Origin of the sequence: Paraburkholderia sp. SG-MS1 (genome assembly GCF_012275575.1) — a bacterium.
Lineage (GTDB): Bacteria > Pseudomonadota > Gammaproteobacteria > Burkholderiales > Burkholderiaceae > Paraburkholderia.
The window spans coordinates 18,797-44,880 of the sequence record NZ_NPIH01000054.1 but is presented as its reverse complement, the minus strand read 5'-3'; the positions used below and the strand labels follow the sequence as shown (position 1 = coordinate 44,880).

The 26,084-nt window shown below is 65.8% G+C and carries 24 protein-coding genes and 1 pseudogene; 4 read left to right on the top strand and 21 right to left on the bottom strand.

Annotated elements, in window-relative coordinates; genetic code table 11:
• Positions 1-2: 2 nt before the first annotated feature.
• From CIC12_RS04320 to flgB, 8 genes are all read right to left on the bottom strand, one after another.
• Positions 3-1,223, bottom strand: coding sequence for a flagellar basal body P-ring protein FlgI (locus CIC12_RS04320; RefSeq protein ID WP_174771902.1), 1,221 nt, complete (start codon positions 1,221-1,223; stop codon positions 3-5).
• Positions 1,224-1,225: 2 nt separating this feature from the next.
• On the bottom strand, positions 1,226-1,924 hold the full coding sequence (gene flgH, locus CIC12_RS04315; RefSeq protein ID WP_168662493.1) for a flagellar basal body L-ring protein FlgH: 699 nt from the start codon (positions 1,922-1,924) through the stop codon (positions 1,226-1,228).
• A gap of 29 nt (positions 1,925-1,953) precedes the next feature.
• A complete protein-coding gene (gene flgG, locus CIC12_RS04310; protein WP_168662491.1) occupies positions 1,954-2,742 on the bottom strand; it encodes a flagellar basal-body rod protein FlgG in 789 nt (262 codons plus the stop codon).
• 92 nt (positions 2,743-2,834) lie between these two features.
• The gene (gene flgF, locus CIC12_RS04305) at positions 2,835-3,593 is read right to left on the bottom strand and encodes a flagellar basal-body rod protein FlgF (RefSeq protein WP_121316001.1); all 759 of its coding nucleotides are present in this window, start codon (positions 3,591-3,593) and stop codon (positions 2,835-2,837) included.
• A 17-nt stretch (positions 3,594-3,610) separates the two neighbouring features.
• Entirely contained in the window at positions 3,611-5,119 is a 1,509-nt protein-coding gene (locus CIC12_RS04300) for a flagellar hook-basal body complex protein (RefSeq protein ID WP_168662489.1), read from the bottom strand.
• 43 nt (positions 5,120-5,162) lie between these two features.
• Positions 5,163-5,876, bottom strand: a complete 714-nt coding sequence (locus tag CIC12_RS04295; RefSeq protein ID WP_168662487.1) for a flagellar hook assembly protein FlgD — start codon at positions 5,874-5,876, stop codon at positions 5,163-5,165.
• Between the two features lie 10 nt (positions 5,877-5,886).
• The gene (gene flgC, locus CIC12_RS04290) at positions 5,887-6,312 is read right to left on the bottom strand and encodes a flagellar basal body rod protein FlgC (protein ID WP_042327114.1); all 426 of its coding nucleotides are present in this window, start codon (positions 6,310-6,312) and stop codon (positions 5,887-5,889) included.
• Positions 6,313-6,418: 106 nt separating this feature from the next.
• Positions 6,419-6,916 carry a flagellar basal body rod protein FlgB gene (gene flgB, locus CIC12_RS04285; protein WP_168662485.1) on the bottom strand — a complete coding sequence of 166 codons (498 nt, stop codon included), beginning with the start codon at positions 6,914-6,916 and terminating at the stop codon, positions 6,419-6,421.
• A 217-nt stretch (positions 6,917-7,133) separates the two neighbouring features.
• On the opposite strand from flgB, the gene flgA reads away from it, so the two are divergent.
• From flgA to CIC12_RS33835, 4 genes and pseudogenes are all read left to right on the top strand, one after another.
• On the top strand, positions 7,134-8,651 hold the full coding sequence (gene flgA, locus CIC12_RS04280; RefSeq protein ID WP_168662483.1) for a flagellar basal body P-ring formation chaperone FlgA: 1,518 nt from the start codon (positions 7,134-7,136) through the stop codon (positions 8,649-8,651).
• Positions 8,652-8,813: 162 nt separating this feature from the next.
• Positions 8,814-9,167 (top strand): flagellar biosynthesis anti-sigma factor FlgM, encoded by a 354-nt coding sequence (gene flgM / locus CIC12_RS04275; protein WP_168662481.1) that lies wholly within the window; start codon positions 8,814-8,816, stop codon positions 9,165-9,167.
• Positions 9,168-9,261: 94 nt separating this feature from the next.
• Positions 9,262-9,711, top strand: a complete 450-nt coding sequence (locus CIC12_RS04270) for a flagella synthesis protein FlgN (RefSeq protein ID WP_168662479.1) — start codon at positions 9,262-9,264, stop codon at positions 9,709-9,711.
• A 531-nt stretch (positions 9,712-10,242) separates the two neighbouring features.
• A pseudogene (locus CIC12_RS33835) lies at positions 10,243-10,344 on the top strand (type II toxin-antitoxin system HicB family antitoxin); the annotation flags it as partial.
• A 53-nt stretch (positions 10,345-10,397) separates the two neighbouring features.
• Here CIC12_RS33835 and CIC12_RS04260 read toward each other — a convergent pair.
• The 13 genes from CIC12_RS04260 to CIC12_RS04200 all read right to left on the bottom strand — a co-directional run bounded on the left by CIC12_RS04260 (position 10,398) and on the right by CIC12_RS04200 (position 26,047).
• A complete protein-coding gene (locus CIC12_RS04260) occupies positions 10,398-11,132 on the bottom strand; it encodes an RNA polymerase sigma factor FliA (RefSeq protein ID WP_121316010.1) in 735 nt (244 codons plus the stop codon).
• A gap of 28 nt (positions 11,133-11,160) precedes the next feature.
• Positions 11,161-12,030, bottom strand: a complete 870-nt coding sequence (locus CIC12_RS04255; protein ID WP_168662477.1) for an AAA family ATPase — start codon at positions 12,028-12,030, stop codon at positions 11,161-11,163.
• Complete coding sequence (gene flhF / locus CIC12_RS04250; RefSeq protein WP_168662474.1) at positions 12,023-13,972, bottom strand: flagellar biosynthesis protein FlhF; 1,950 nt, start codon at positions 13,970-13,972, stop codon at positions 12,023-12,025. Before flhF ends, CIC12_RS04255 begins: the two co-directional genes overlap by 8 nt.
• Positions 13,973-14,319: 347 nt before the next feature.
• Positions 14,320-16,422, bottom strand: a complete 2,103-nt coding sequence (gene flhA / locus CIC12_RS04245; RefSeq protein ID WP_168662472.1) for a flagellar biosynthesis protein FlhA — start codon at positions 16,420-16,422, stop codon at positions 14,320-14,322.
• Entirely contained in the window at positions 16,419-17,630 is a 1,212-nt protein-coding gene (gene flhB, locus CIC12_RS04240; RefSeq protein WP_168662470.1) for a flagellar biosynthesis protein FlhB, read from the bottom strand. Before flhB ends, flhA begins: the two co-directional genes overlap by 4 nt.
• Before the next feature lie 156 nt (positions 17,631-17,786).
• A complete protein-coding gene (locus CIC12_RS04235) occupies positions 17,787-19,073 on the bottom strand; it encodes a DUF3443 domain-containing protein (RefSeq protein WP_446727978.1) in 1,287 nt (428 codons plus the stop codon).
• Between the two features lie 35 nt (positions 19,074-19,108).
• Entirely contained in the window at positions 19,109-19,657 is a 549-nt protein-coding gene (locus CIC12_RS04230) for a DUF2844 domain-containing protein (protein WP_168662466.1), read from the bottom strand.
• A gap of 320 nt (positions 19,658-19,977) precedes the next feature.
• On the bottom strand, positions 19,978-20,688 hold the full coding sequence (cheZ, locus tag CIC12_RS04225) for a protein phosphatase CheZ (protein ID WP_168662464.1): 711 nt from the start codon (positions 20,686-20,688) through the stop codon (positions 19,978-19,980).
• A 1-nt stretch (position 20,689) separates the two neighbouring features.
• The gene (gene cheY, locus CIC12_RS04220; RefSeq protein ID WP_168662462.1) at positions 20,690-21,085 is read right to left on the bottom strand and encodes a chemotaxis response regulator CheY; all 396 of its coding nucleotides are present in this window, start codon (positions 21,083-21,085) and stop codon (positions 20,690-20,692) included.
• A gap of 62 nt (positions 21,086-21,147) precedes the next feature.
• Entirely contained in the window at positions 21,148-22,245 is a 1,098-nt protein-coding gene (locus CIC12_RS04215) for a chemotaxis-specific protein-glutamate methyltransferase CheB (protein ID WP_168662460.1), read from the bottom strand.
• 5 nt (positions 22,246-22,250) lie between these two features.
• Positions 22,251-22,964: a chemoreceptor glutamine deamidase CheD gene (gene cheD, locus CIC12_RS04210; protein ID WP_168662458.1), complete on the bottom strand. Its 714-nt coding sequence runs from the start codon at positions 22,962-22,964 to the stop codon at positions 22,251-22,253.
• The gene (locus tag CIC12_RS04205) at positions 22,961-23,950 is read right to left on the bottom strand and encodes a CheR family methyltransferase (protein ID WP_168662456.1); all 990 of its coding nucleotides are present in this window, start codon (positions 23,948-23,950) and stop codon (positions 22,961-22,963) included. The genes cheD and CIC12_RS04205 overlap by 4 nt, the downstream gene beginning before the upstream one ends.
• A 204-nt stretch (positions 23,951-24,154) precedes the next feature.
• Positions 24,155-26,047 carry a methyl-accepting chemotaxis protein gene (locus CIC12_RS04200; RefSeq protein ID WP_168662454.1) on the bottom strand — a complete coding sequence of 631 codons (1,893 nt, stop codon included), beginning with the start codon at positions 26,045-26,047 and terminating at the stop codon, positions 24,155-24,157.
• Between the last annotated feature and the right edge of the window lie 37 nt (positions 26,048-26,084).

Here is a 26,084-nt window from a genome sequence, read left to right as displayed (position 1 = left end):
CCTTAGATGATTTCCAAATCGGCGCGCAATGCGCCCGCCGCCTTCATGGCCTGCAGGATCGACATCAGATCCGCGGGCGTCGCACCGAGTGCGTTGAGCGCCTTCACCACGTCGGCGAGATTCGCGCCGGCGCTCACCAGCTTCAGCGCACCGTTGTCCTGCTTCATCTGGATCTGCGACTGCTGCGCGACCACGGTGCGGCCGTTCGAGAACGCGCCCGGCTGGCTCACCACTGGTTGCGTGTTGATCACCACCGAGAGGTTGCCGTGCGCGACCGCGCAGTTCTGCAGCGTGACCATCTGGTTCATCACGATCGAGCCGGTGCGTGCGTTCAGGATCACCTTCGCGGCGGCCTGCGCGGGCCTCACGTCGAGGTTCTGCAATTGCGCCATGAAGGCGACCTGCTGCTCGGGATCGCTCGGCGCGCGCAACTGGATCGTGCGGCCGTCGAGCGCGGTGGCGGTGCCGCCGCCGAACGCGTTGTTGACCGCCGCGACGACGCGCTGCGTGGTGTCGTAGTCCATCTCGTTCAGGTCGAGCTGCATGGTGCCCGCTTGCGACACCGAAGTCGGCACCGCGCGTTCGACGATCGCGCCGCCAGCGATGCGACCTGCTGCCAGCGTGTTGACCTGCACCTTGCTGCCGTTGGCGCTGGCCCCGGCGCCGCCGACCGCGAGATTGCCCTGGCCGAGCGCGTACACCTGGCCGTCGGCGCCCTTGAGCGGGGTGAGCAGCAGCGTGCCGCCGCGCAGGCTCTTCGCATTGCCGAGCGACGACACGGTGACGTCGATCTGTTCGCCCGGCCGCGCGAACGGCGGCAGCACCGCCGTCACCATCACGGCGGCGACGTTCTTCAACTGGATGTTCGACAGCGACGACTGCGAGTTGCTCGACCCCGCCGCCTGGTTGTTGATCGAGATGCCGAGGTTCGCCAGCATGTTGGCGAGCGTCTGCGTGGTGAACGGCGTCTGCGTGGTCTGGTCGCCGGTACCGTCGAGACCGACCACGAGGCCGTAGCCGATCAGCGGGTTGTCGCGCACGCCCTGGATCTGGACGAGGTCTTTCAGGCGTTCGGCATGCGCGGGCGTGGCGGCTGGCAACGCCGCACAGGTGAGCGCGACGAGCGCGAGCGCACGGCCGGCACGCTGGGCGGTGACGCCCACGGCGGCCCGGGCGGCGGCAAGCACGGCGCGGGCTGCGCGGCGAAGGGAGACGGTACGCATGATCACCACGGCGATACGTTGAGGAAGAAGCGCTGCAGCCAGCCCATGTTCTGCGCCTCGTCGATATAGCCCTTCGCGGAGTACTCGATTTTCGCGTCGGCCACCTGGGTGGAGTACACGGCGTTCAGGCTGGAAATCGTGTTCGGATTCACCACGCCGGAAAAGCGCACGAATTCGTTGCCCTGGTTGATCAGCATCTGTTTTTCACCGCTGACGATCAGGTTGCCGTTTGCCTGCACACCCGTCACCGTGACGGTGATCGTGCCGTTGAACGTATTCGACGCATTCGCGCCGCCGGTGCCAGAAAACACGTTGCCGCCGTTCGCGCTCAGGTTGGCCTTGGCGAACAGGCCGCTCAGAAAGCCCGCGGTCGGCACCGCGAGATTCGTGCTGCCGGCGCGGTTCGCATTGGCGCCCGACGACTTGGTCGCGTTGATGTTTTCGGCAATCACAATCGTGATGATGTCGCCGACATTGCGCGGACGCTGGTCTTCGAACAGCGGCCGGCCCGCGTAGCCCGGGTTGTAGATCGAGCCCGACACCGGTGGTGGCGGCGGAGCCGGCGGCAACGCCGTCATCGGCTGTTGCGTGATCGGCTGCTTGGGCACGAGGCCGCAGCCACCCAGGGCCGCGAGCAGCGTGAGCTGCACGAGCGCCTGAGCGGTGCGCGAATGAACCGGAATGCGAGTGAAGTACGACATCTGGATTACCGCCTTTAATTCCCCGTTCCTCAAACCTGCATCTGGCTGATGGTCTGCAGCATCTGGTCGGAGGTGGTCACGGCCTTGCTGTTGATTTCGTAAGCGCGCTGCGTCTGGATCATGTTCACCAGTTCCTGCACCACGTTGACGTTCGATGCTTCCACGTAGCCCTGATTCAGCGTGCCGGCGCCGTTCAGGCCCGGCTGCGCGATGTTCGGCGCACCCGACGAAGCCGTTTCCGAGAACAGGTTCTCGCCTTTCGCGTCGAGGCCGGCCGGGTTGATGAAGGTGGCGACCTGCATCGAGCCGAGCTGCTGGCTATTGGTCGAACCGGCGACGGTGATCGACACCACGCCGTCGCTGCCGATCGTGAGCGACGTCGCGTTGGTCGGGATCGTGATGGCCGGAATCACCTGATAGCCGCTCGACGTCACAAGCTGCCCCTGTGCGTTGGTCTGGAACGAGCCGTCGCGGGTGTAGGCAGTGGTGCCGTCGGGCATCTGCACCTGGAAGAAGCCCGCGCCGTTGATCGCGATGTCCTTCGAGTTGCCGGTCTGCTGCAGATTGCCCTGGGTGTACAGGCGCTCGGTGGCGACTTGTTGCACGCCGGTGCCGAGCTGGATGCCGGACGGCAGTTCGGTTTGCTGCGTCGAGTTCGCACCCGGCTGGCGGATGGTCTGATACAGCAGGTCCTCGAACACCGCGCGCGAGCCCTTGAAGCCGTTGGTGCTGACGTTCGCGAGGTTGTTCGAGATCACGTCCATCTGCGCCTGTTGCGCATTCATGCCGGTAGCGGCGATGTAGAGCGAGCGATTCACTTATGTTCTCCTGTGTCGATGGGCGTTAGTGCTTCAGCACTGCATCCCATCTCATGCAACTTGATTGCGGTCGGGCAAACCCACGCGGTCCGTTAGCTGAAGCTGAGCAGCTGGTTGGCGGACTGATCGTTCTTGTCGGCGTTCTCGAGCAGCTTGGTCTGCATCTGGAATTGCCGCGCGTTGGTGATCATCGAGACCATCGCGCTGACCGGATTCACGTTGCTGCCTTCGAGCGACGCCGGCGCCAGCGTGACGGCCGGATCGGCGTCGGCGGGGTTGCCGTCGGCAGTGCGAAAAAGGCCATCATCGCCGCGTGTCATGGTTTGCGGGTCCGGATTCACCAGCTTCAGCTGGTCGACCGTGACTACCGCGGTCGGCGGATCGCCCGGCGTCAACGCGGACACCGTGCCGTCCTTGCCGATCGTGATCTCCGCGCCCGGCGGCACCGACACCGGCCCGCCGTTGCCGAGCACCACCTGGTTGGTGGCATTCACCAGCTGGCCGTTTTCGTCGACGTGCAGATTGCCGGCGCGCGTATAAGCCTCGTTGCCGTCGGCGGTCTGCACCGACAGCCAGCCCGGCCCCTGGATCGCCACATCGAGCGGATTGCCCGTCTGCTGGATCGGCCCAGGCGTGTAGTCGGCGCCCGGCGTCGACGACAGCACGAAGGTGCGGGTGGTGTTGTCGTTGATCGAACTGCCGTCGCCGAACGACATCGGCACGGCACGGAAAGTCTCCAGCTGCGCACGAAAGCCGGTGGTCGATGCGTTCGCGAGGTTGTTCGCGACGATCGCCTGCTGTTCGAGCGCCTGGGCGCTGCCCGACATCGCGGTGTAGATCAGCCGATCCATGATGGGGTCCCGGTCGCTTACAGGTTGATCAGGGTCTGGTCGACGGTCTGCTGGGTTTTGATCGTCTGCGCGTTCGCCTGATAGTTGCGTTGCGCGGTGATCAGATTCACCAGTTCGCTGGTCAGATCGACGTTCGAGTTTTCCACCGCGCCGCCTTGCAGCACGCCGTGGTTGGTCGAGCCCGGCGTGGAGATCTGCGCGACGCCCGATGCCGAGGTCGCGCCGTACTCGTTATTGCCGAGATCGATCAGGCCGTTCTGATTCGCGAAGTTCGCGAGCACGATCTGCCCGAGCGCGGCGGTCTGGCCGTTCGAATAGTTGCCGGTCAGCGTGCCGTCGGCGGCCACCGTGAAACCGGTCAACTGACCCGCCGCATAACCGTCGGGCTGCAGGCTGTTCACGCCGTCCTTGCCGCCGTACTGCGTGGTGCCCGCGATGTTCAGCGTGATGTTCTGCGGCGTCGCCGAACCGTCGGTGGTCGGGATCGACACGTCGAATGTGTACGGCGCCGAGGTCGCGGTGCCGCTCGCGTCGGTCGTGCCGATCAGCTTGCCCGACGAGTCGAAGTTCGCGTGGCCGACCAGCGTCGCCGTGCCGGTCGACGTGCCTGCGTAGACGTTCCAGGTGCCGGCCGCCGTCTTCGAGAAGTACATGTTGACCTGCTGCGAGCCGCCGAGCGTGTCGTACACAGTCGTGCTCGTCGAGTAGTTGTACGTCGACGAGCTGCTCTGGTTGAACGCGATCGGTGTCGGAGCGACGGTGTAGCTGTCGTTGGTCGCCGGCGTGCCGCTGAACGTGATGCTCTGGCCGTTGCCGAGTGCGATCGCCGTGCCCGCCGTGTAGGTGCCGGATGTCGAGGTGCCGAGCGTGTTGTCCGTGACCGTGTAGTCCGTCGCGCTGGTGAACTGGATCGTGTAGTTGTCGTTGTTCGTGCCCGAGGCGGCGTTCGTGATCGTCGCGCCGTTGCTGGCGAGCGTGCCGGTATTGGTCGTGCCGGCCGTCACCGTCGGCGTGCCCAGCATCAGATCGTCCTGCGCGTTCAGGTTCAGGCCTGCAGCGATCGTGGTGGTCGCCGTCGGCGCGATGTTGGCGGTGGGCACCTGCAGCGGCACGGTCTGCGCAGTGTTGATCACGCCGCCGCTGTTCGCGGCGTAGCCCATCAGTTGCAGGCCTTGCGCGTTGGTGATGTAGCCGTTCTTGTCGAGCTGGAACACGCCGTTACGCGAATAGGTCAGCGTGCCGTTGTTGTTCATCTGGTAAAAGCCGTTGCCGTTGATCGCAACGTTCAGCGCCTGATTGGTCGAGGTGATCGTGCCTTGCGAAAACTGCTGCTGCACTTCCGCGAGCTTCGTGCCGATCCCGACCTGCTGGTTCACCGCGGTCGCGATCGAATTGGCGTACATGTCGGCGAATTCGGCGGTGCCGCTCTTGAAGCCGACCGTGTTGGCGTTAGCGATGTTGTTGCCGATCACGTCGAGATCGCTCGACGATGCCGACAAACCGCTCAAACCTTGCTGGTAACCCATGACGTTCTCCGTATCTGGAAAGTCGTAACTGAATTGTTCTGAATCAGAGGATCGCGGCGACGCTGGTCAGCCCGACCGTCGAACCGTTCGACAGGACGAGGCCCGCCGTGCCCGAGCTCTGCGTGACGACGCTTTCCACCGTCGCGCCTGTCAGCGTGGTGGCGGTCGCCTGCTGTCCGTTGATCGTGCCCATCGCGGTGATCGTGTAGTCGCCGTCGGGCAGCGCATTGCCCGCCGTGTCGGTCGGCGTCCAGCCGACCGGAATCGTGCCGGCGGACTGCTTGCCGAGATCGATCGTGTTGACGATCGTGCCGGCCGAGTTCTTCACGACGACCTGCAGATCGCTCACGTCGTTCGCGAGCGTGACGCCGAACGCGCCGGTTTTGCCGCTCGCCACGGAGATCGAGTTGCCCGGCGCGAGCACGGTCGAGCCGATCAGCAGCGCGGCCTGCGATTGCTGGCCCGCCGAGAGCTGCGTCGACAGCGAACTCAGCGAGGTGTTCAGCTGGCTGATGCCCTGCACCGTGCTGATTTGCGCGAGCTGCGAGGTCATCTGCGAGCTGTCCATCGGATTGGTCGGGTCCTGGTTCTTCAACTGCGCGACGAGCAACTGCAGGAAGGTGTTCTGCAGATCGGTGGCCGACGTGCCGGACGTGCTGCTGCTCGAACTCGTGCTGCTGTTCGTGCCGTTCATCGTGTCGAGCAGCGTTTGCGATACGGTCGTGCCGTTGCTGCCGATCGTGGTGCTAGTGGTCAAGGCGTTCTCCTCAGGTTCCGATCGTGAGCGTTTTCAGCATCAGGGTTTTGGCCGTGTTCAGCGTTTCGACGTTGGCCTGATAGGAGCGCGAAGCCGAGATCATGTTGACCATTTCCTGCACCGGATCGACGTTGGGCAGCGTCACGTAGCCGTCCGCATTGGCCGCCGGATTGCCGGGCTCGTATGCGGTCTTCATCGGCGAGGGGTCATCGACCACGCCGGTGACCTGCACGCCGCCCACCTGCTGGCCGGAGCCCGAGCGCGCGCCGCCGAGCGGGTTCACCGCGAACACGACCTGCTTGGCCTTGTATGGCTGACCGTCCGGGCCGGTGGTACTGTCCGCGTTGGCGAGATTCGACGCCGTCACGTTGAGCCGCTGCGACTGCGCGGACATCGCGGAGCCGGCAACACCAAAAATATTCATCAGGGATGGCATGGTTTCCTGACCTCTCCTGCCGGTTCGAGCCGGCCTCAAGTTAAGTCCCGTAGCGATTTGTTCGTGCTTGCTGCTGTGTCTGTTGGTGCGTGTGCTGCGTGTGCTGTTATGAACCCGACGTGATCGCCGCCAGCATCGTTTTGATCTGACTCGACAACACCGTCATGCCCGACTCGAAATGCAGCGTGTTGTCGGCGAACTGGACCCGCTCGGTGTCGATATCCACCGTGTTGCCGTCGAGCGCGGGCTGTGTCGGAATCCGGTATTGCAGATTGCCGTAGTCGTCGGGCGCGCCGCCGGTCGCGGTGAGCGTCGCTTTGCCGGCCATGTGGCCCGGCTCCGTCGACACCATCGACATACCGCTCGTCACGCCGGCCGGCTGCGTCATCGCGAGCGTCGAGCTGTTCGACGCACCCTGGCCGGCGGTCGTGCCGCCGGTCTTCTTCAGCGCGCCGGCCAGTGACGACGCGAAATCGACGTCGCGCGCCCGGTAGCCCGGCGTATCGGCATTGGCGATATTCGACGACAGCAGCTCCTGCCGATAAGCGCGCACATCCAGCGCCTGGCGGCCGAAGGCGAATTCGGCATCGAGTTTGTCCAGCATAGAAATCTCCCGAGAGGGTTCCCGAGGCTTCCCATCACTGCGCCGCTCGCGGGCTGCATCGACCGGGAAGGCCTTTTTGCATGAGGTGCATCTTATGGGCCGAACGCAAGCGGCAATCGGACGAATAACCGGGAAAGGGGGCTTCTATTCAACGTTTGCGCGGCGGGGGCGCTCACTAGAATGCAAGGCGTACCGATGCATTCGATGGAGAACCACGATGGACCAGCCCACTTCCGATTTGCCGCAGCGTGCGAGCCGCGCGGCGGCTCATCGCCCGGGTGCGTCCTTGCATGCATCCTCAGAGGCGGCCGCCGTCGCTTCGCTGCGCGCCGGCCGGCCTGCGCGCGTCATGCGGCTGGCGCCGCGCCTTGCCATGCGCGCCGCTTCGCGCGTCTTCACGCGGCTGGTGGTGAGCGTGGCGCTGTGGGTCGCGGGCGGCATCGTGCTGCTGCCGGGCACGAGCCAGGCGCAGGAAGCCGGCGGCCCGATCGTGATTCCGGGTCCCGCTGAAAAGAATCCCGGCGCGCTCGCCGATATCGCGCAGCAGATGCGCACGCCGTCGCAGCGCGCGGCTTCGGCCAGCTCGCTCGCCGCCGCCACGGCGCAATCGATCGGACGCGGGCCCGCGCCGCGCGACGCCGATCCGTTCACGCGCGCCGCCGGCACGAACGGCGCGATCGTCATTCCGGGCGCGAACGAACCCGCCGCCGCGCCGGCGATGATCCGCACCAACTTCAAACCGGACGCCAACGGCGTCGTGACGATTCCCGCGCCAGGCAATGGCGGGGCATCGGCAAACGTGGCGCGCGTGAATGTCGCGCCGGCTTCGCGCGCGGTCATGCCGGTCCTCGTGACGCCCGCGCCGACGGCGGCCCCCGCCGCCGTCCAGCCGGTCGACGCCAGCGCGCCGCAAGGCAGCGGTTTCGACAGCCTCGCGTCGCGTGGCGAGCCGCCGCAATTCGGCGCGAACGGCAAGCCGATCGCGCCGGCGGCCACCGCGATGCCAAACCGTCCCGTAATCGCCAGAACACCGGCGGTGCGCCAGCCGGCGCCGGCCGTCGCGCAGAAAAACATGCAGGCAGCCGTGATTACACAGCCGGCGACCCTGCCCGGCCAGCAGGACGCCGAGGCGATTCACGCCGCCGCGCTGGCCTTTTTGCAGCAGCAGTCCGCCGGCTTGCCCGGCAAGATCGACATCACCGTCGCGTCGGCGTTTCCGCGCGGCCTCAGCGCCTGCGCCGCGCTCGAACCGTTCATGCCGACGGGCGCGCGCCTGTGGGGCCGCATGACCGTCGGCGTGCGCTGCGCGGGCGAGCGTCCATGGACCATCTATCTGCAGGCGCGCATCTCGCTGCACGCCACCTACTACCTCGCCGCCCGCGCCATGGCGCCGGGCGAAGTGCTCACCGCCGCCGACCTCGTCGCGCGCGACGGCGATCTGACCGGCCTGCCGCAAGCGATCGTCACCGATCCCTCGCAGGCGGTCGGCTCCGTCTCGCTCGTGCGGATCGCGGGCGGCATGCCGCTGCGCCGCGACATGCTCAAGAGCGCGTCCGCGGTCGCGATCGGCCAGACGGTGCGGGTGGTAGCTGCCGGTGACGGCTTCTCGATCTCGGCCGAAGGCAGCGCGATGAACAACGCGTCGCCGGGCCAGCAGGTGCGGGTGAAGACCGCGAACGGGCAGGTCATCTCGGGCATCGTCAAGGATGGCGCGACCGTGGAGATTCAGCTGTGAACGGGCGGACCGCCCTGCGCCGCATGCCGGAACCGGCCGTGGCGGCGGCGGTATCGAAAGGGACGGATCGCGTGGAAAAGCAAGGTCCAACGTGGAGCGATTGCGCTAAAGTTTTGATCAGCGGTTGCCGTTATCAGGATCAAATCGTTCAGGAAGCCAATCGTGAAAGTCGATTCCACAAACAATTCGAATCTGCCGACGTTGAAAGACGCCCTGTCCCGCTCGCAACAGAGCGATGCCACCCCTGCGGCCGGCACCGCGCAGAGCGCGAGCACGGCGGCGGCCACCACGGCCAGCGGTTCGGGCGACGCGAGCGTCAGCTTGTCGGGCCTGTCGCAGCATTTGCGCAGCCTCGCGGCGTCCGGCTCGGCCGACATCGACACGACGCACGTGGCGTCGATCAAGCAGGCCATCAAGGACGGCACGCTGCAGATCGATTCCGGCAAGATTGCCGACGGCGTGCTGCAGACAGCGCGCGACCTGTTGCAGAACAAGACCTCGTCGACCGGCCATTGAGCGGCACAGCGAAGTGCGGTGAAATGCCGGGCGGCGTTCGACCAACCCGGCTCGCGAATCATGCGCGAGCCGTCGTGCCCAGCGAGTTGCTGAGATGAAAGACGCCCTGCTTGCCACCCTCATCGACGAATATTCGACCGTCGAGGCGTTCGCCTCGATCCTGACCATCGAGTCCAAGGTTCTGGCCTCCGCGTCGGCGCTGGACGAACTGCCCTCGATCGTCGAAAAGAAGACTGAGCTGATTGGCGTGCTCGCGCGCCTGGAAGCAGCGCGCGACGCGCAACTGACCGAGCTGGGCTTGCCGGCCGGCTGGCCCGGTATGGAACTGGCGGCCGATTCGGACGCGCGCATCGCCGCGCAGTGGTCCCTGCTGCAAAAAGCCGTCGAACGCGCCCGGCGCGCCAATACCAACAATGGCGAGTTGATCCGAGTGCGGATGGATTACAACCAGCGCGCGCTGGCTGCGCTGCAGGTGAACGTACCGCGCAAGGCCAACAACTTCTACGGGCCCGACGGGCGGATTCCAGCGCACTCCGGAGTTTGAAAAGCGTCGGCGGCCAGGTGGCCGCCGCACCGACCATGGCCCTGCCCGCCACACCTTTTGCTGAACAAAAAGGCTCGTCATCGACGAGCCTTTTTCGATTGCGGCGCCATCACCTCATTGCCCTCCCTCGCGCTCCGACGTTAGCCATCGGACTCGCTGGCGCGCGACGCCGCGTCGCGTTGAAATGTCACCCCCAAGCGAGTTTTCTCCGCCGCTGCGGCTCTGGCGTTGCGGCGCATGCATCCGCAAGCAAAAACTCCGCTCACTGGCGCGGTTGTGTAATCGTGTGTATAGGTTCGGGGGTGCGATATGAACAGCGCCGATGGCTGGCCACTCGTCTGGATAGCGGGCAACCCCCATCGTTTTCGGCACGCGGTAAAGCCCGGTCTCGTGGCCATTCCGCATCCGAAAAAGGGTCTGCGCCCGGCACCCTGAACAGCATTCAGAAACAGGCGGCGCTGAAATGAAAAAACTGATCTTTCCGATCGCCATCGAGCGTGGTGACGAAAAGCATGCGTTCGGCGTGGTGGCGAGGCGCTGGTCCATGAAAGCGACGCGTACGCGCAGGCGCGCGGCATGTCGCGCTCAGCCTTTTTCGCGCTCGCCGCCGAACATGAAATGGCTAATGCCTGAAGAACGAGGTGTGCGTGTAGCGCGCCACCCGTCCAGCCTCGAACCGTCTCGCCTCAGTTCGCCTCGGCGTTCGCCCAGGCCATTTCCCGCAGCCGCGTGCGCAGGCGCGCCACGGCCTGGCTGTGCAACTGGCACACCCGCGACTCGCTGACCTCCATCACCGCGCCGATTTCGCGCAGGTTCATGCCGCGCTCGTAGTACAGCGACATGAGCAGCTTCTCGCGATCCGGCAGGCGGTCGATGGCCTCCACCAGCGCCGAGCGCAGGCTGTCGTCGAGCAGCGCCGACAGCGGGTCGGAATGATCCACGCAGTAGCGGTCGAGAAACGGCTCGTCGTCGGCCGAGCGATCGAAGTCTTCGTAGTAGATCAACTGACTGCCATGCAGGTCCTGCAGCATCGACTGATATTCGTCGAGCGGCATTTGCAGGTGCTCGGCCACCTCGGTTTCGCTCGCCGAGCGGCCCAGGTTCTGCTCCACTTTATGCACCGCCGTTTCGACCTCGCGCGAGGTGCGCCGCAAGCTGCGCGGCAGCCAGTCGTTGCTGCGCAACTCGTCGAGCATCGCACCGCGAATCCGCTGGCTGGCGTAGGTCTCGAACTGCGCGCCCTGATCTTCCTTGTAGCGGCCGGCGGCATCCAGCAATCCGATCATGCCGGCCTGGATAAGATCGTCGAGATCGACGCTCGCCGGCATCTTGGCGACGAGCTGCAAGCCGAGGCGACGCACGAGCGGTGCGTACTTCGTCAGAACTTCGGCTTGGGAAATCTTTCCCTGGGCGTTATACATCGTGCTCCCCTTGTCCTTGTGCCGCCTCTCAGGCGTGCTGCGCGGACGGTTGGTCGGCGTGTTGCGCCGCTGTAACTGTCGCAGGCGCCATCCAGGGCGTTTGCGACGACATCGCTGGCCGCATCGGCCAGTACTGCAATTCGGCGGCGAGGTGGCGGAAGTCGCGCGCAGCCGGTGTCGATGGGAACGCATCGACGACACAACGCGACAACTCCTCGGCTCGCGCCATCCGCGCATCGGCGGCAATACAACCGGCGTCTTCCAGCGCCACCGCCAGGTAGCGCCCGGCCACGCCGGCCAGGTTGGCAAACGTCGTATGCGCGTCGTTCACGCTTTGGACGTGGTTCGTCAGCACGCGGAACTGCGCGATCGCGTGCGCGTAGTGCAGACGTTTCATGCATGCGTACGTGTCGGTGATCGCCTGCGCCGATACGCGCGTGACGATCATCACGTCGTGCGCCTGCCGCGCGAATGGCGACAGGTAGCCCTGCTCGTCGAGCTGCGCGTCGATCAGCACGATGTCGGCGGAACCACCGAGCAGCACGTTGAACTGCGCGGCCGTGTGGCCTTCGCGGTTGCTGTGCGAGGCGGCCAGCACTGAAAAACCTAGCGCGTGCCGAGCGGCGGCGTCGTCGAGCGTCATCTCGCCACGCATCACCGCCGAAAAATTGCCGGCGCCGCGCAAGCCGCCGAGCATCGCGCTCACCGAGCGCTCACCCACGGATTCATCGACCACCAGCACGTCCTTGCCCTGCTGCGCGAGCGCCGCGGCAAGGTTGACCACCACCGTGGTGCAGCCCACGCCGGCAGGGCCGCCCGTCATCGCAATCACGCGCGCCCCGCTGCGGGCAAGCAGCCGCCGCAGCCCCTCCGCCTGATCGGAAACGAGCTTATCCAAAGCGAACCTCGTGCAGCTCGGCCGTCGAACGTGCTGACAGCGCGGACAGCAGCGCCGGAATATCGTCGTCATGCGGCACGAACGGCGAGTTGTCGCGCGGTATGCAGAAGGTGCTCTTGATCAGGAATTTCTTCGTGGCGACGTACAGGTTCTCCGGCACCTTCTGACCGGTCGACACGTAGTGCACCGGCAGCTTGTAGCGGATCACCGTATCGAGCACGCCGCCCAGGTTGGTGGCTTCGTCGAGCTTGGTCAGAATGCAGCCGGCGAGCGGCTGCTGATCCGGCGCGCGCTGATAGGCCTGGACGACCTCGTTGAGCGTGTCGCCGTGACTCGTCGCGTTGAGCAGCAGCAGGCGCTGCACCGGCTGGCCGGCGCGGCACAGCATCGCGATCTGGTCGGACACGAGGCGGTCGCGCTGGCTCATGCCGATCGTGTCGATCAGCACGATGTGCTTGTTGCGGAGTTCGGAGAGCGCGAGTTGCAGGTCGGCGCCGTCTTTCACCGCATGCACCGACACGCCGAGAATCTTGCCGAAGATGCGCAACTGCTCGTGGCCGCCGATCCGGTAGCTGTCGGTGGTGAGCAATGCGACCTTGCTCGCGCCGAAACGCATCACGCAGCGCGCGGCGAGCTTCGCGGTGGTCGTCGTCTTGCCCACGCCCGTCGGGCCCATCAGCGCAAACACACCACCACGCTCCATCAGCGCGTCTTCGTCTTCCATCACCGGCAGGTTCGCTTCGAGGACCGAGCGCACCCACTCCATGCCGCCGTCCATCGTCTCGACTTCGTCGGGCAGGTTGTCGACCATCATCTGCACGAGCTGCGCGGAAAAGCCCGCGGCGAACAGGTGCTTGGTGAGCGCGGCGCGCGCCGGGTGGCGGCGCTGACGGTCGCCCCACAGCAGGCCGGCGAAGTGTTCTTCCATCATGCCGCGCATCGACGACAGTTCGCTCATCACGGTGTCGTTGACGACCTGCTCCATGCGCGCCTTGATCGCTTCGGCGACGGCTGCCGGCGTGCGCGCTTCGTCGTTGCCCGATTGCGCCGGCGCGAGCTTTGGCGCGCTGCGGCGCGCGGCCGCTTGCGCGGCTTCGCGGGCCCAGTCGGGTGTGTCGGTCTCCGGCGTGGCGGCGTCCGCCTGGGTTGCGGCCATGTCGATTTCGACAGCCGCGCCGAGTCCCTTAGCCGTGGCGGCGGACGGCGTCATGGCCGAGGGGCGCGCGCTGTATTCGCCCTGTGGCTGCTGTTCTGCGGCGATGCGACGCGCATGGTCGATCAGCCACGGATTCGATTCGGCCATCGTGCGCGGCGCGGCGGCCTCCGCCTTCGGCACGGCGGGCATGGCAGGCACGCCGGCGGCCTTGAGCAGGTCGGCACGCATGTCTTCCGTGAGACGCGCGGCGGCTGCGCGGGCGCTCGGTCCGGCGGGGATCGGCTGCGCAACAGATTGGCCGATCGCCGGCGCCGGGTTCGTTGCAGCGCCCGGCAAGGCCGTGGTGGGAGCCGTGGCTGCGGCTGTCGTCTGAAGTTGGGGCTTCGCTTTCGGAACGGCCGGTGCCACTTCAATCGCGGACGTGCCAAGTGGCGCGCCGGCGGACATCGTTTCAGCGCCCGCTTCGGGACTCGCGCCGAACACCGACGAAAACACATCGGGCATGCCGCTCGCATACGGGTTCGCTTGCATCGCAGGCAGCGCGCGCGGCGCGACGGGCAGTGCCAGTCCAGCACCTGAACTTGTCGGCGCGGCCTGGGCCGCATTGGCGCCTTCGCGAGCCTTCGGCGTGATGGCTGCGAGGTCGCTGTCGGCCAGCGCGACGATCTCGACGCTGCCGTCGTCCATCGTGCGATTGGACAGCACGACCGCATCCGGGCCCAAGGCTTCACGCACGAGACGCAGCGCATCGCGACTGTTGGCACCGACAAATTTACGAATGTTCAAGCTGGACCCCCGATGAGGTAAACGGACTGACGGACCGGCAACACACCGCTTCCCATTGAGATCAATTATTGCGAAAGCTGTCGAGCGACGATCGATGGATAAAGACCGTTAAAGGTGGGCAATTCGCGCGATGGAACCTCGGCCGGCGCGATGCGCACGCGGGTTCAAACGGACCTTCGAGCGGTCCGGCATGGCGCTTTCGCGACGGGCGCGGGTCTGCATCGGAGTGAGCGCGCGGTGCAGCGGGTAAGCCGCCGAAATGAAAACCGGCGCCCGAGGGCGCCGGCGACAAGCTGCGTGCGTGCAGGTCTGGGCCTGCTTGTGCGATGGCGAACGCCGCGCGGCGCTCAAGCATGCGCGCCGATCAGATTCACCACCTTCACGTTACGTGTGTCGGGCACTTCCGCATACGAGAGCACCTTCAACTGCGGCAGGCTGCGGCGCAGGAAGCGCGCAAGCATCGGCCGCAAAGCATGCTGCACCAGCAGCACTGGTGCGAAGCCGAGGTTTTGCTGACGCGTCATCGCCTTCTGCGTTTCGTTGAGCAGCGTGTTCGCGAGCCCCGGCTCGAGACCCGGATTCGTGCCGGTCGAGAGCGCCTGGGACAACACCCGCTCCAGATTCGAATCGAGGCCCATCACCTGCATGTCGCCCGTGCCGGGGAACCACTGCTGGGTGATCGCGCGGCCCAGCGCGAGGCGTACGGCGGCGGTGAGATCGTGCGCGTCGCTGATCTTCGACGCATGTTCGGAGAGCGCTTCGAGAATCGTGCGCAAATCGCGGATCGGCACGCCTTCCTCCAGCAGGTTTTGCAGCACCTTCTGCAGCGTGGTGAGCGGGAGCGTTTTCGGCACCAGATCGTCGACCAGCGACGGCGTGTCCTTCTGCATCCGTTCGAGCAGCGCCTGCACTTCGCGGCGGCCGAGCAGTTCCGACGCGTGCGTCACGACCAGGTGATTCAGGTGCGTGGCCACCACGGTGCTCGAATCGACCACCGTGTAGCCGTACACCTGCGCCTGTTCGCGCAGGTTCGTATCGATCCAGATGGCGGGCAGCCCGAACGCCGGGTCCTGCGTCGGCGTACCGGGCAGCGCAGCTGAGACCTGGCCGGGATTGATCGCCAGCCACTGCCCCGGAAACGCTTCGCCGACGCCCACTTCGACGCCCTTCAGCGCGATGCGGTAGCCGTTCGGCCGCAATTCGAGGTTGTCGCGAATATGAATGACCGGCGGCAAAAAGCCGATTTCCTGCGCGAACTTCTTGCGGATGCTCTTGATCCGCTTGAGCAGCTCGCCGTCCGAGTTCTTGTCGACGAGCGGGATCAGCCGGTAGCCGACTTCGAGGCCGAGCGTGTCGATCATCGTCACGTCGTCCCAGCTGGCTTCGGTGTTTTCGACCGGGGCCAGCGCGGCCGGCGCGACGTCGACGAGCGCCGTGCTGGTCTTGCGCTCCTCGGCGCGCTTTTTCATCGTGCGGCCGAGCTGGATCAGACCGCCGCCGAGCACCAGAAACGCGAAGTGCGGCATGCCCGGAATCAGGCCCATCAGCACGAGAATGCAGCCCGTGATCATCAGCACGCGCGGATTCGTGAACAGCTGGCCGGTGAGCTGCGTGCCGATGTCCTCATTGGTCGCGACGCGCGACACGATCACGCCGGCCGCGGTCGAAATCACCAGCGAAGGAATCTGCGCGACAAGGCCGTCGCCGATCGTCAGCAGCGTGTAGTTCTTGCCCGCCGCCGCAAAGTCCATGTTGTGCTGGACCATCCCGACGATCAGCCCGCCGACGATGTTGATCACCATGATCAGCAGACCGGCGATCGCATCGCCGCGCACGAACTTGCTCGCGCCGTCCATCGAGCCGTAGAACTCGGCTTCCTGCGAGACTTCCGAGCGGCGCTTTCTGGCCTGTTCTTCGTTGATGAGGCCCGCGTTCAGATCGGCGTCGATCGCCATCTGCTTGCCGGGCATCGCGTCGAGCGTGAAGCGCGCGGACACTTCGGCGATCCGCCCCGCGCCCTTGGTGATCACCATGAAGTTGATCACCATCAGGATGATGAAGACGACGATACCGACTGCGAAGTTGCCGCCCACGAGGAAGTGGCCGAACGACTCGATCACCTGGCCGGCCGCGTCCGGGCCGGTGTGGCCTTCGAGCAGCACGACCCGTGTCGAGGCGACGTTCAGCGACAGCCGCAGCAACGTCGAAAACAGCAGCACGCTCGGGAACGCGGCAAAGTCGAGCGGCTTCATCGTGTACATGCTGACGAGCAGCACCATCACGGAGAGGGCGATGTTGAAGGTGAACAGCAGATCCAGCAGGAACGGCGGCAACGGCAGAATCATCATGCCGAGGATCATGCAGATCAGCACCGGCCCGGCGAGGGCGCGCAGGTTGGTGCTGCTCAAGGCTTCCGGCCGTCGGGCGAGGAAACCGGCGCGAGCGTTCATGCGGAGGCTCCTGATGCGTCGTCGTTAGCGGGGGTTAGGACGTCGGCGGCTTCCTGCCCGGCGTCATCATCCGATACGCCGCCCTTGTCGAGTTCCGGCGGCACGTCGAAATCGGTCGGTGCGACCGGCGCGACGCCGCCTTCGGTTTTGAAGCGCCGCAGCTGATACACCCACGCGAGCACTTCGGCCACCGCCCCATACAGCGGGCCGGGAATCTCGCGGTTCAGATCGACGTTGTGATACAGCGCCCGCGCGAGCGGCGGCGCTTCGAGCAGCGGCACGTTGTTCTCGGCGGCGATTTCGCGGATCCGCGCAGCCACCAGGTTCACGCCCTTGGCGACCACCTTCGGCGCACGCATCTCGCCGTCGGCGTATTGCAGCGCAACCGCGAAGTGCGTCGGGTTGGTGACCACGACGTCGGCTTTCGGCACCTGCGCCATCATCCGGCGACGCGCAATGGCGCGCTGCTGCTGGCGAATCTTGCCCTTGATGTGCGGGTCGCCTTCGCTTTCGCGATGCTCGCGCTTCACTTCTTCCTTCGACATGCGCAGCTTCTTGTGGAACTGCCAGAGCTGATACGGCACGTCGAGCGCGGCGACCGCGAACATGCCGGCGACGGTCATGCCGCAGCACACGGCGATCAGATGCACGGAGTTGGCGAGCGCGACATGCAACGGCTGGGTGGCGAGCGCGAGGATCTCGTCGCGGCGATTCCAGATCGCCGTGCCGCCGATGATGCCCACCACCAGCGTCTTCACGAGCGACATGCCGAGCTGGATCGGCCCGTTGATCGAGAACATCCGGCCGAAGCCTTGAATCGGGTTGAGCCGGCTGAACTTCGGTTCGAGTCCTTTCGCCGACAGTTGCCAGCCGCCCAGCGCCAGCGGCGCGAGCAAGGCGGCGAGGCCGGTGAAGGCGAGAATCGGCAGCAGCGCGTAGAAGCCTTCACGGCTCGCGGCACCCGCGCCGATCAGCATGCGGCTGGTTTCGAAACTGCTGGCGTGGTCGAACGTGAGCGACGCGCGCAGCATGTTCTGCAAATGCTCGCCGATGCTGCCGGACATCCCCCACACGCCGTAGAACCCCGCTGCCAGCAAGGCGAACGTCGACAGTTCCCGCGAACGTGCGATCTGCCCTTCCTCGCGCGCCTTCTGCAGGCGCCGGGGAGTGGCTGATTCGGTCTTTTCGAGGTCGCTGTCCTCTGCCACAAAAGCTCTCCAGTCGGCCGAGGCACGACGCCTCTTTCCAGTGAGAGCGATTATTCCCGCTCGACGCAAGCGGCGATCGGCGGATAAGGGCGGAGAAAGGGGGGTATTTCGACGGATGAAGCGTAGCGCCGCGCGTGGCTCGCGCGGCGCTACGCATCAGAAGGCCACGTAGGGCGCCTGGCCGCCGCTCAGGGTGCGGTCGATGCCATAGTACACATGACGGCCGTAGAAGAACGGCAGCCCGAGGTCGAAGCTCGTGCTGCCGCCGATCTGCCCGGCGAGGTTGTTGAACGCGTAATTGTTGCCGTTGCCGAACAGCGTGGCCGCACTGACGATGCCGATGGTGACACTCGCTGTCGTCTTGTTTAGTCCGACCAGCGTGAGCGAGCGGCTCTGCGCGGCGTTCGGACAGTAGAAGCCCGAGAAATTGCTGCCGCACTGCGCGAGCGAGCTATCGCTGAAGAAGTAGCCGTTCGAGCCCGAATCGAGGAACGCCTGCACAGTCGTGCCGTTGAAAGTGCTGTCGTTCATATCGCCATAGGCGTCGGTCGTGAAGACCTGTGTCGCGGCGAGCGCATTGTTCGCTTGCGTGCCAATGCCGAACACCAGCGTGCCGCTGGCCGACGGCGCGCCCGCATCCGGCACGGGCGGCATCTGCACGATCACGCCGTTGTTGTCGAGCGCGAAATTGGCCACCGGATTGGCGATCTGCTGCGTGAGCGGCACCTGCGTGCGGGTGCATGACGTACCGCCTGGGCAAGCGAAGTAGTTGCTGTAGGTCGCAGCGGTCGCCGCGTCGGCGCAGGTCGCGCCGCAATCGAAGGGCGCCGTGCCGACGCCGAGTATGCCGTTGGCCCCGAGATCGCCGACCGTGTTTTCCGCCGAACCGTTGCCGCAGCCGCGCGAGGGCACGGTGCTCGCGTCCTTGTCGCCGATGATCTGCAGCGGGATCGCGGCCGTCGTGGTTTCGCCGCCGATCCCGATGGTCGCGGTGCGCACCGTGCCCCACGTGTAGCCATCGGCGAAGGTCGCGCACTCGGCGAGCTGCGCTCCGTTCACGCTGCTGACCGGCAGCGCGCCGAGCAGCGACGCGTTCAGCACCGAGCCGACCACCCGCAGCCCGAACGAACCCGTGTCGAGCTGGATGTTGTTGATGGTCTGGCAATTGGACGTCGAACCGGGCGCGCAAATCGTTACGCTGACCATCGGAATATTGATGACGCCGCTCACGCCCGGGCCCACCGTGATCGGCGCGGTGTTCGCGGCGGTCGCGGCGATCGGCTGCTGGGTCGGACTAGGCGGCAGCGAACCGCCGTTCAGTATGGTCGACGAATTGCCGCCGCCGGAACTGCCGCTGTCTCCGTCGCCACCGCCGCCGCATGCGGCGAGCGTCGCCAGAAGCGCCATGGCCAGGGCCGCCTGCAGCCAGCCTTTGAGGTTCATACCGGGATGCTGGATTCGCATGGTCGTCCTCGCCGTCACTGGATGTCGGAACCGCTGACGCCGACGGGCAGCGCGGGCGGCAGCCAGGCCTGACCGCTGAACGCGCCCATGTGGCCGCCGGAGCGCACCACAAGCCCGCTCTGGTCGACGCTGACGGGGCCCCGGGCACCGCCGCGCGCCGCGCGCTCGGCCTTCACGCCGGCGACGTACTGCGGGAAATAGCTGCCGAGCAGATCATTGAGGTCCGGCATTTGCGGGCCGCGCCAGGCGATGCCGAAGACGGCGCCGTCGGCGGCGAGATATTCGCGCACCACGGTGCTGTTGCCGAGCGTGGTTTCACGCACGGTGTAGGACGAGGAAGTGGAAGCGGAAGAAGTGGTGCTCGATGCCGAACGCATCACGCTCTGGGCCGCCGAAGCGGCAATGCCGCCGCCGGGCTGGACGACGCGGGAAGACACCGATGCGTCCGTGGGTGGCGTCATCGGCGCCCCGCCCAGTCCCGCATGAGCGGACTGCACGGCTAACAGCGAACAGGGCAAGGCTAACGCCGTAACGAATCCGGCGCGGCGTATACGACTCCACATGACGATTGCTCCTCCCAAGCTGCGGCTCGGTTCGCATTAGGCGCGAACCGGCTCCATATAGGCAGATCATACGGCACGGCCGCAGTGGGAATCATGACGGGGTCTCCCCTCCGAGCCACCGGCCGGCGAGTATATCCGCCGGAGCGCCGTGCCGCTGCTTGAGCTCGTAGTATGCCTGTGGTTCGCGCGCAGAGACAGCAAGCGCGCGGGGAGGCGCGGCTTGCCATGCGTGACGATGGCCGAGCGGAGCGAACGAATGGCTGGCCTGGGCTGCCTGCCGAGGCCGCATGGCCGGCAGGCGTCCGCCAGCGCTGCCAGCGTCAGAAACCCAGGCTGGCGAGCAGGTCGTCGACCTGCGATTGATCCTGCATCACATCCGTCTTGCCTTCCGGATTGATCTGCGGGCCATTCAGCAGATGTTCGGGGCTGCCGGTCGGTGACACCTCGGCGGCGAGCGCCGCCGCGTTGGCCGCGAACTGCTCGCGCCGTTCGAGCGCGATGTTCTCGACCAGCACGCCGAGCAACTGCTGCTCGATCAGGTACACGACATCCGTGATCTTCTTGATGACCTGGCCGGTCAGATCCTGGAAGTCCTGGGCAAGCATGATCTCCATCAACTGCGCGTTGGTCGCGCTGGTCGCCTCGGGCACCCCGCGCAGGAAGGTGCGCGTGTCGTTCATCAGCGCGCGCACTTCTTCGCGCTCGATCGGCGCCGCGTACCACTGCTCCCAGCGCGCGTCGAGTTCGCCCGCGTCCTTCTGCAGTTGCTCCTGAACCGGCTTGGCGACATCGATCGCCGACAGCACGCGCTCGGCAGCCTGCTCGGTCATGTCCGCGATGTACTTGAGACGATCGCGGGCGTCGGGCACGGCTTCCGCCGCACGCTCGACGTGCTTGTCGAGCCCGAGCTCGCGCATCGAATCGCGCAGCGTGCGCGTCAGTTGTCCAATGCGGGCGAGAATGCGGTCGGACGCGTGGTCGCCACTCTCGCCGACCGCTTCGGCGTGAGGCGCATGAGTCGGCAAATTCACGTCAGCTCCCGGTTTTCGCCATCTTCTCGAGAATCTTGTTGAGCTTCTCGTCGAGCGTCGCGGCCGTGAACGGCTTGACGACATAACCGCTCGCGCCGGCCTGCGCCGCCGCGATGATGTTTTCCTTCTTGGACTCGGCCGTCACCATCAGTACCGGCAGATGCGCGAGGGCGGCGTCGGCGCGAATGGCCTTGAGCATCGCGAGGCCGTCCAGGTTCGGCATATTCCAGTCGGAGATCACGAACTCGTAGGTGCCGCCGCGCAAACGCGCGAGACCCGCCTGACCGTCTTCCGCCTCGTCGACGTTCGAGTAGCCCAGTTCCTTCAGGAGGTTGCGGACGATCCGGCGCATCGTCGGAAAGTCGTCAACTACCAGAATCTTCATTCCCTTATCCATTTCATTCCCTTTGCTTGTTCCATGTTGCGGCGCTTAACCCGCCTCGATCCATCCGGTGCGCATCATACCCGCTGAACGCGGTCACCCATCGACGACAAACGCGCCATCACGCGCCGGCTCATTTCCGGCAGCGCCGCGATCTCGTCGGCCGCACCGAGCGCAATCGCTTCGCGCGGCATGCCGAACACGATGCAGCTCGCTTCGTCCTGCGCGAGGGTGTACGCCCCCGCCTTTTTCATCTCCAGCAGCCCGGCGGCGCCGTCACGCCCCATCCCGGTCAGAATCACGCCGACCGCGTTCTTGCCCGCATGCTGCGCGGCCGAACGGAACAGCACGTCGACCGACGGGCGATGCCGGTTGACTGGCGGCTCGTCCGACAGATGCGCGATGTAGTTGGCGCCGCTGCGCGCCAGCAACAAGTGCGCGTGGCCCGGCGCGATATACGCATGTCCGGGCAGCACGCGTTCGCCATGCTCAGCTTCTTTAACGGTAATCCGGCACAAACCATTGAGGCGTTGCGCAAAAGATTTCGTAAATCCCGGCGGCATGTGCTGTGCGATCAGCACGGCGGGCGCATCCGGCGGCAGCGGCACCAGCACCTCGCGGATCGCTTCGGTGCCGCCCGTCGACGCGCCGACGATGATCAGCTTCTCGGTACTGAGCAACGGATTGTTGAAGAGCGGCGCGGCGCCGGCCGGCGCATGCGCGGCCTGTGCGGCATGCGCGGCCGCATGCTGTGCCGGCGCGGCCTGGCGCACGCGCGCACGGGCCGCCGCGCGAATCTTGTCGGCGAGCTTTTCCGAGTAGTCGAGCATACCGTCGCGAATACCGACCTTCGGCTTGGTGACGAAATCGACCGCGCCCAGTTCCAGCGCGCGCAGCGTGATTTCGTTGCCGCGCTCGGTCAGCGACGACACCATCACGACCGGCATCGGCCGCAAACGCATGAGCTTCTCGAGGAAGTCGAGCCCATCCATGCGCGGCATTTCGACGTCGAGCGTCAGCACGTCTGGATTGTGCTGCTTGATGAGATCGCGCGCGACCAGCGGGTCGGGTGCGGTCGCGACGACGGTCATGTCCGGCTGGCTGTTGATGATTTCGGTCATCAGGCTGCGGATCAGCGCCGAATCGTCGACGCACAGTACTTTGATCTTTTGCACAGCGCTCACGCCTCCTCTGTGGTTCTGGCGTTGTTTGAATTAATCGGTCGCGGGCTCGCGCCGAACAGCTCGATGCGCGGGCGCGCGGCGGCGGGCGCCGCGAACAGTTCGACCCGCTTGCGCGCCGCCGCCAGCCGTTCGGCGCGCGCTTCGGGGCTCTGCCGCACGAGCGCGCGTTCGCGTTCGGCGACGCCCGCTTCCTGCTGCACGCGCAGTTTCTTCACCATCACCTGGCCGGTGCGCGGCATGAAGGCAACCTTGCGCGGATGCGAGCCTTGCAAATCCTCGGCGACGATACGGATTTTTTCGGTCGCCAGATAGCGGCGCACGAATTCCGAGTTGCGATCGCCGATGTTCATCGTCGTCATACCCGCGAGGACCGCGCCGCCGCCGAACACCTTCGCTTCGAAGCGCTCGCGCCGCCCACCCGCCTTGATCAGTTCGTTGATCAGCACTTCCATCGCGTATGCGCCATAGCGCATCGAATCCGATGCGGCTTGCGCGACGTCCGCGCCGTCGTCGGGCAGCATGAAGTGATTCATCCCGCCGATGCCCGCCGTGCGATCCTGAATGCAGGCCGCGACGCACGAACCGAGCACGGTGACGAGCACCATGTCTTCGCTGGTGGTATAGAACTCGTTCGGCAACAGCTTCACGCCTGGGCGCTGGAAGTGGTTGTCGTAATACAGATTCGATGCAATCGGCAGGGCGCTGCTCATGCTGCCACCCCGCTCGTCGTGTGGTGCGCGGTGTTGCCCGTTGCGCCGGTCGAGCGTGACGCAGGGCGGGCGCCGCCCACGTCGCGCGCCAATTCGTAGACGGTCTGCCCGCGCAGCTTGAATGCCTGCGTCACGTACGTGAAGTTTTCCGAGTGCCCGGCGAACAGCAGGCCGCCCGCCTTCATCAGCGGCTCGAAGCGCGCGAGCACTTGCGCCTGGGTCGGCTTGTCGAAATAGATCATCACGTTGCGGCAGAAGATCGCGTCGAACTGCGAGCGCAACTGGTAGTCGCGCTCGGTCAGGTTCAGTTGTTCGAAGCGCACCAGCGCGCGTACTTCAGGGCGCACCTTCACCATTCCCGCATGCGCGCCGGTGCCTTTGAGGAAGAAGCGCTTGAGCCGCTCGGGCGACAGGTGCTTCACCTGATCGAATTGGTACACGCCGGCTTCGGCTTTCGCGAGCACCTGGGTATCGATGTCCGTGGCGAGCACCGACGCCTGGCGCGCGCCGCTTTCGCCGAGCGCCTCGATCAGCGTCATCGCGATCGAATACGGCTCTTCACCGGTCGACGCCGCCGAGCACCACACGGACACCGGCTGTGCGCGACGCGGCACGAAGTCGGCGAGAACCGGAAAGTGATGCGCTTCGCGGAAGAACGCCGTCAAATTGGTAGTCAGCGCATTGGTGAACGCTTCCCACTCGGCAGGGTCGTTTTCCGCTTCGAGCAGATCGAGATACTGCTTGAATGTGTCGAGGCCGCGCGCACGCAAGCGGCGCGCGAGGCGGCTGTACGCCATGTCGCGTTTGTGATCCGACAGCGAAATACCCGCGCTGCGATGAATCAGCTCGCGAATGCGGGCGAAATCCACCGACGTGAATTCGAAGTCCCGTGTCTGCTCGCTAGACCTACCCGACTCCGCCCGATCGGGCGTGACCCGTTCGGGACTCGCCCGTCCGGGTCGTTGCTGTGCGCGCGTTGCCATCATGTGAATTCCTGCCTGCGATACGAGCCATGCCGTTTGCCAGCCGGCGAAGACGCCAGCGCAGAAACGGATATGTTCGCGGGGTCGCGCCCGCCCGCGAGGTTTGCCAACACGCAGTCGGCCCGCGACACGCTGAACCAGCGTGCTTCGATGATTCGCCCATCAACGGGCGAGATGCCGAATGACTGCATGTCTTTGTGCCACTTGCTAAAACGTTTCCCAATCCGCGTCTGCGCCTGCCGCAGCGGGGCTTGCCGAAGCCGGACGTGCGACGGCGCCGGTAGCCGCGCGGGCCGTCGCCTTCGGCTTGAGCGCCGGTTCGACGCGTGCGCCTGCGTCGTGGCTCGCTGAAACCGGCGCAGGGTTCGCTGGCGATGCGGTGCTGCCCGCGCTTGCCGCGTTTGCAACGCTTGATGCCGCCGGATGCGCCGGGCCATTCGCCGTTGACGCTTGCACCACGGGTTTACCGGGCTGCGAGCTCACGCCGCCGTTCACCCGCGCTGCCGCCTGCTGACGCCCCGCCGTACCGCTGGCGCGCGACTGGCCGCCAGCCACCTTCCAGCCGTTCACCACCGCCTGCAACTGACGCGTCTGGTCTTCGAGCGACGCGGCAGCTGCCGCCGCCTGCTCGACCAGCGCCGCGTTCTGCTGCGTGACTGCGTCCATCTGCACGACCGCGCGATTCACCTGCTCGATGCCGCCCGACTGTTCTTCGGACGCCGCGCTGATTTCGCCCATGATGTCGGTCACGCGGCGCACCGCCTGCACGATTTCGTCCATCGTCGTGCCCGCGCGGCCGACCAGCGTCGAGCCGCTTTGCACCTTGTTGACCGAGTCGCCGATCAGCTCCTTGATTTCCTTCGCGGCGCTCGCGCTGCGCTGCGCGAGGCTGCGCACTTCGCCGGCCACCACCGCGAAACCGCGCCCCTGTTCGCCGGCGCGCGCGGCTTCGACCGCCGCGTTCAGCGCGAGAATATTGGTTTGAAACGCAATGCCTTCGATCACGCCGATGATGTCGACGACCTTGTTCGAGCTGATCGCAATGTCCTGCATCGTCGTGACGACCTGGCTCACCACGTCGCCGCCACGCGTGGCGATGTCGGACGCGTTGACGGCGAGCTGGCTCGCCTGACGCGCGTTCTCGGCGTTCTGCCGCACGGTGCCGGTTAACTGCTCCATGCTCGACGCGGTTTCCTGCAGCGAAGCTGCCTGCTGTTCGGTGCGCTGCGACAGATCGGTGTTGCCCATCGCGATTTCACGCGCGCCGGTGTCGATCGATTCGGCGCTGCCGTGCACCGCCTTCACCATCGTCGAGAGGCTCTGCTGCATCCGCTTGATGCCGTCGAACAGGCGGCCGATTTCATTGCGGCTGTATACCTCGATCGTCTCGGACAGATCGCCCGAGGCGATCCGCTCGAAGCAGGTCGTCGCATCCTTCAGCGGCTGCACGATCAGCCCGCGCAGCGCGAAGCGGATGCCCACCACCAGCAGCAAGGCGAACACCGTCACCGCGACGATCAGCGTCATCATCAGCGACGCGTTGGCCCGCGCCCTCTCCTGCTGCTGCGTCACGCCTTGCTGCAACGCCTTGATGACCGCTGCCGACGCCGCGTCGTACGCGATGAACATCGGGCTGATCTTCGTATCGGCGATCGCGTGATAGGCGGCCATGTCGTTCGCGTTCAGCGCCGCGAACTCCGGCTCCACGCCCTCGTGCATCACCGCCTTGCGCCTCGCGAGCACGTCGTCGAGCAAGGCCTGGTCGACGCCGGCTTTCGGTGCGTCCAGATAGGTCTGCCAGCTCTGGTTGCCCTTGGCGAGCAGTTCCTGCGCGCGGTCGATCGCTTTCTTTGCTTCGTCCGCATTGCCCGCGGCCGACAGCGTGTTGAAGCGGTCCACCGCGAGACGCGAGCGCAACAGGTAAGAAGCCGCGTCGTCGAGTGCGTGAATCGCCACCAGGTCGCCGCGCGCGATGCGATCGAGCGACTCGCTCGCGCGATTCAACGCGGTTAGCCCGAGGGCGCCCACCGTCACGGTCAGCGCAACCAGAAGGACCCCCACCATCGTCAGCGACGTGCGGATCGACCACCTGTTCAGCATCTTCACGCTCCCTTACCTATCTCTCGTTTCCGCCTGG

Excerpts from the sequence above, each read along its gene's own strand:
- CIC12_RS04205 (WP_168662456.1), bottom strand. The coding sequence starts at position 23,950 with ATGATGGCAACGCGCGCACAGCAACGACCCGGACGGGCGAGTCCCGAA.
- CIC12_RS04300 (WP_168662489.1), bottom strand. The coding sequence starts at position 5,119 with ATGGGTTACCAGCAAGGTTTGAGCGGTTTGTCGGCATCGTCGAGCGAT.
- CIC12_RS04200 (WP_168662454.1), bottom strand. The coding sequence starts at position 26,047 with ATGCTGAACAGGTGGTCGATCCGCACGTCGCTGACGATGGTGGGGGTC.
- flgB (WP_168662485.1), bottom strand. The coding sequence starts at position 6,916 with ATGCTGGACAAACTCGATGCCGAATTCGCCTTCGGCCGCCAGGCGCTG.
- flgC (WP_042327114.1), bottom strand. The coding sequence starts at position 6,312 with ATGCCATCCCTGATGAATATTTTTGGTGTTGCCGGCTCCGCGATGTCC.
- flgA (WP_168662483.1), top strand. The coding sequence starts at position 7,134 with ATGGACCAGCCCACTTCCGATTTGCCGCAGCGTGCGAGCCGCGCGGCG.
- flgH (WP_168662493.1), bottom strand. The coding sequence starts at position 1,924 with ATGTCGTACTTCACTCGCATTCCGGTTCATTCGCGCACCGCTCAGGCG.
- cheY (WP_168662462.1), bottom strand. The coding sequence starts at position 21,085 with ATGGATAAGGGAATGAAGATTCTGGTAGTTGACGACTTTCCGACGATG.
- flgF (WP_121316001.1), bottom strand. The coding sequence starts at position 3,593 with ATGGATCGGCTGATCTACACCGCGATGTCGGGCAGCGCCCAGGCGCTC.
- CIC12_RS04235 (WP_446727978.1), bottom strand. The coding sequence starts at position 19,073 with ATGAACCTCAAAGGCTGGCTGCAGGCGGCCCTGGCCATGGCGCTTCTG.
- cheD (WP_168662458.1), bottom strand. The coding sequence starts at position 22,964 with ATGAGCAGCGCCCTGCCGATTGCATCGAATCTGTATTACGACAACCAC.
- CIC12_RS04320 (WP_174771902.1), bottom strand. The coding sequence starts at position 1,223 with ATGCGTACCGTCTCCCTTCGCCGCGCAGCCCGCGCCGTGCTTGCCGCC.
- CIC12_RS04270 (WP_168662479.1), top strand. The coding sequence starts at position 9,262 with ATGAAAGACGCCCTGCTTGCCACCCTCATCGACGAATATTCGACCGTC.
- CIC12_RS04260 (WP_121316010.1), bottom strand. The coding sequence starts at position 11,132 with ATGTATAACGCCCAGGGAAAGATTTCCCAAGCCGAAGTTCTGACGAAG.
- flhA (WP_168662472.1), bottom strand. The coding sequence starts at position 16,422 with ATGAACGCTCGCGCCGGTTTCCTCGCCCGACGGCCGGAAGCCTTGAGC.
- CIC12_RS04230 (WP_168662466.1), bottom strand. The coding sequence starts at position 19,657 with ATGTGGAGTCGTATACGCCGCGCCGGATTCGTTACGGCGTTAGCCTTG.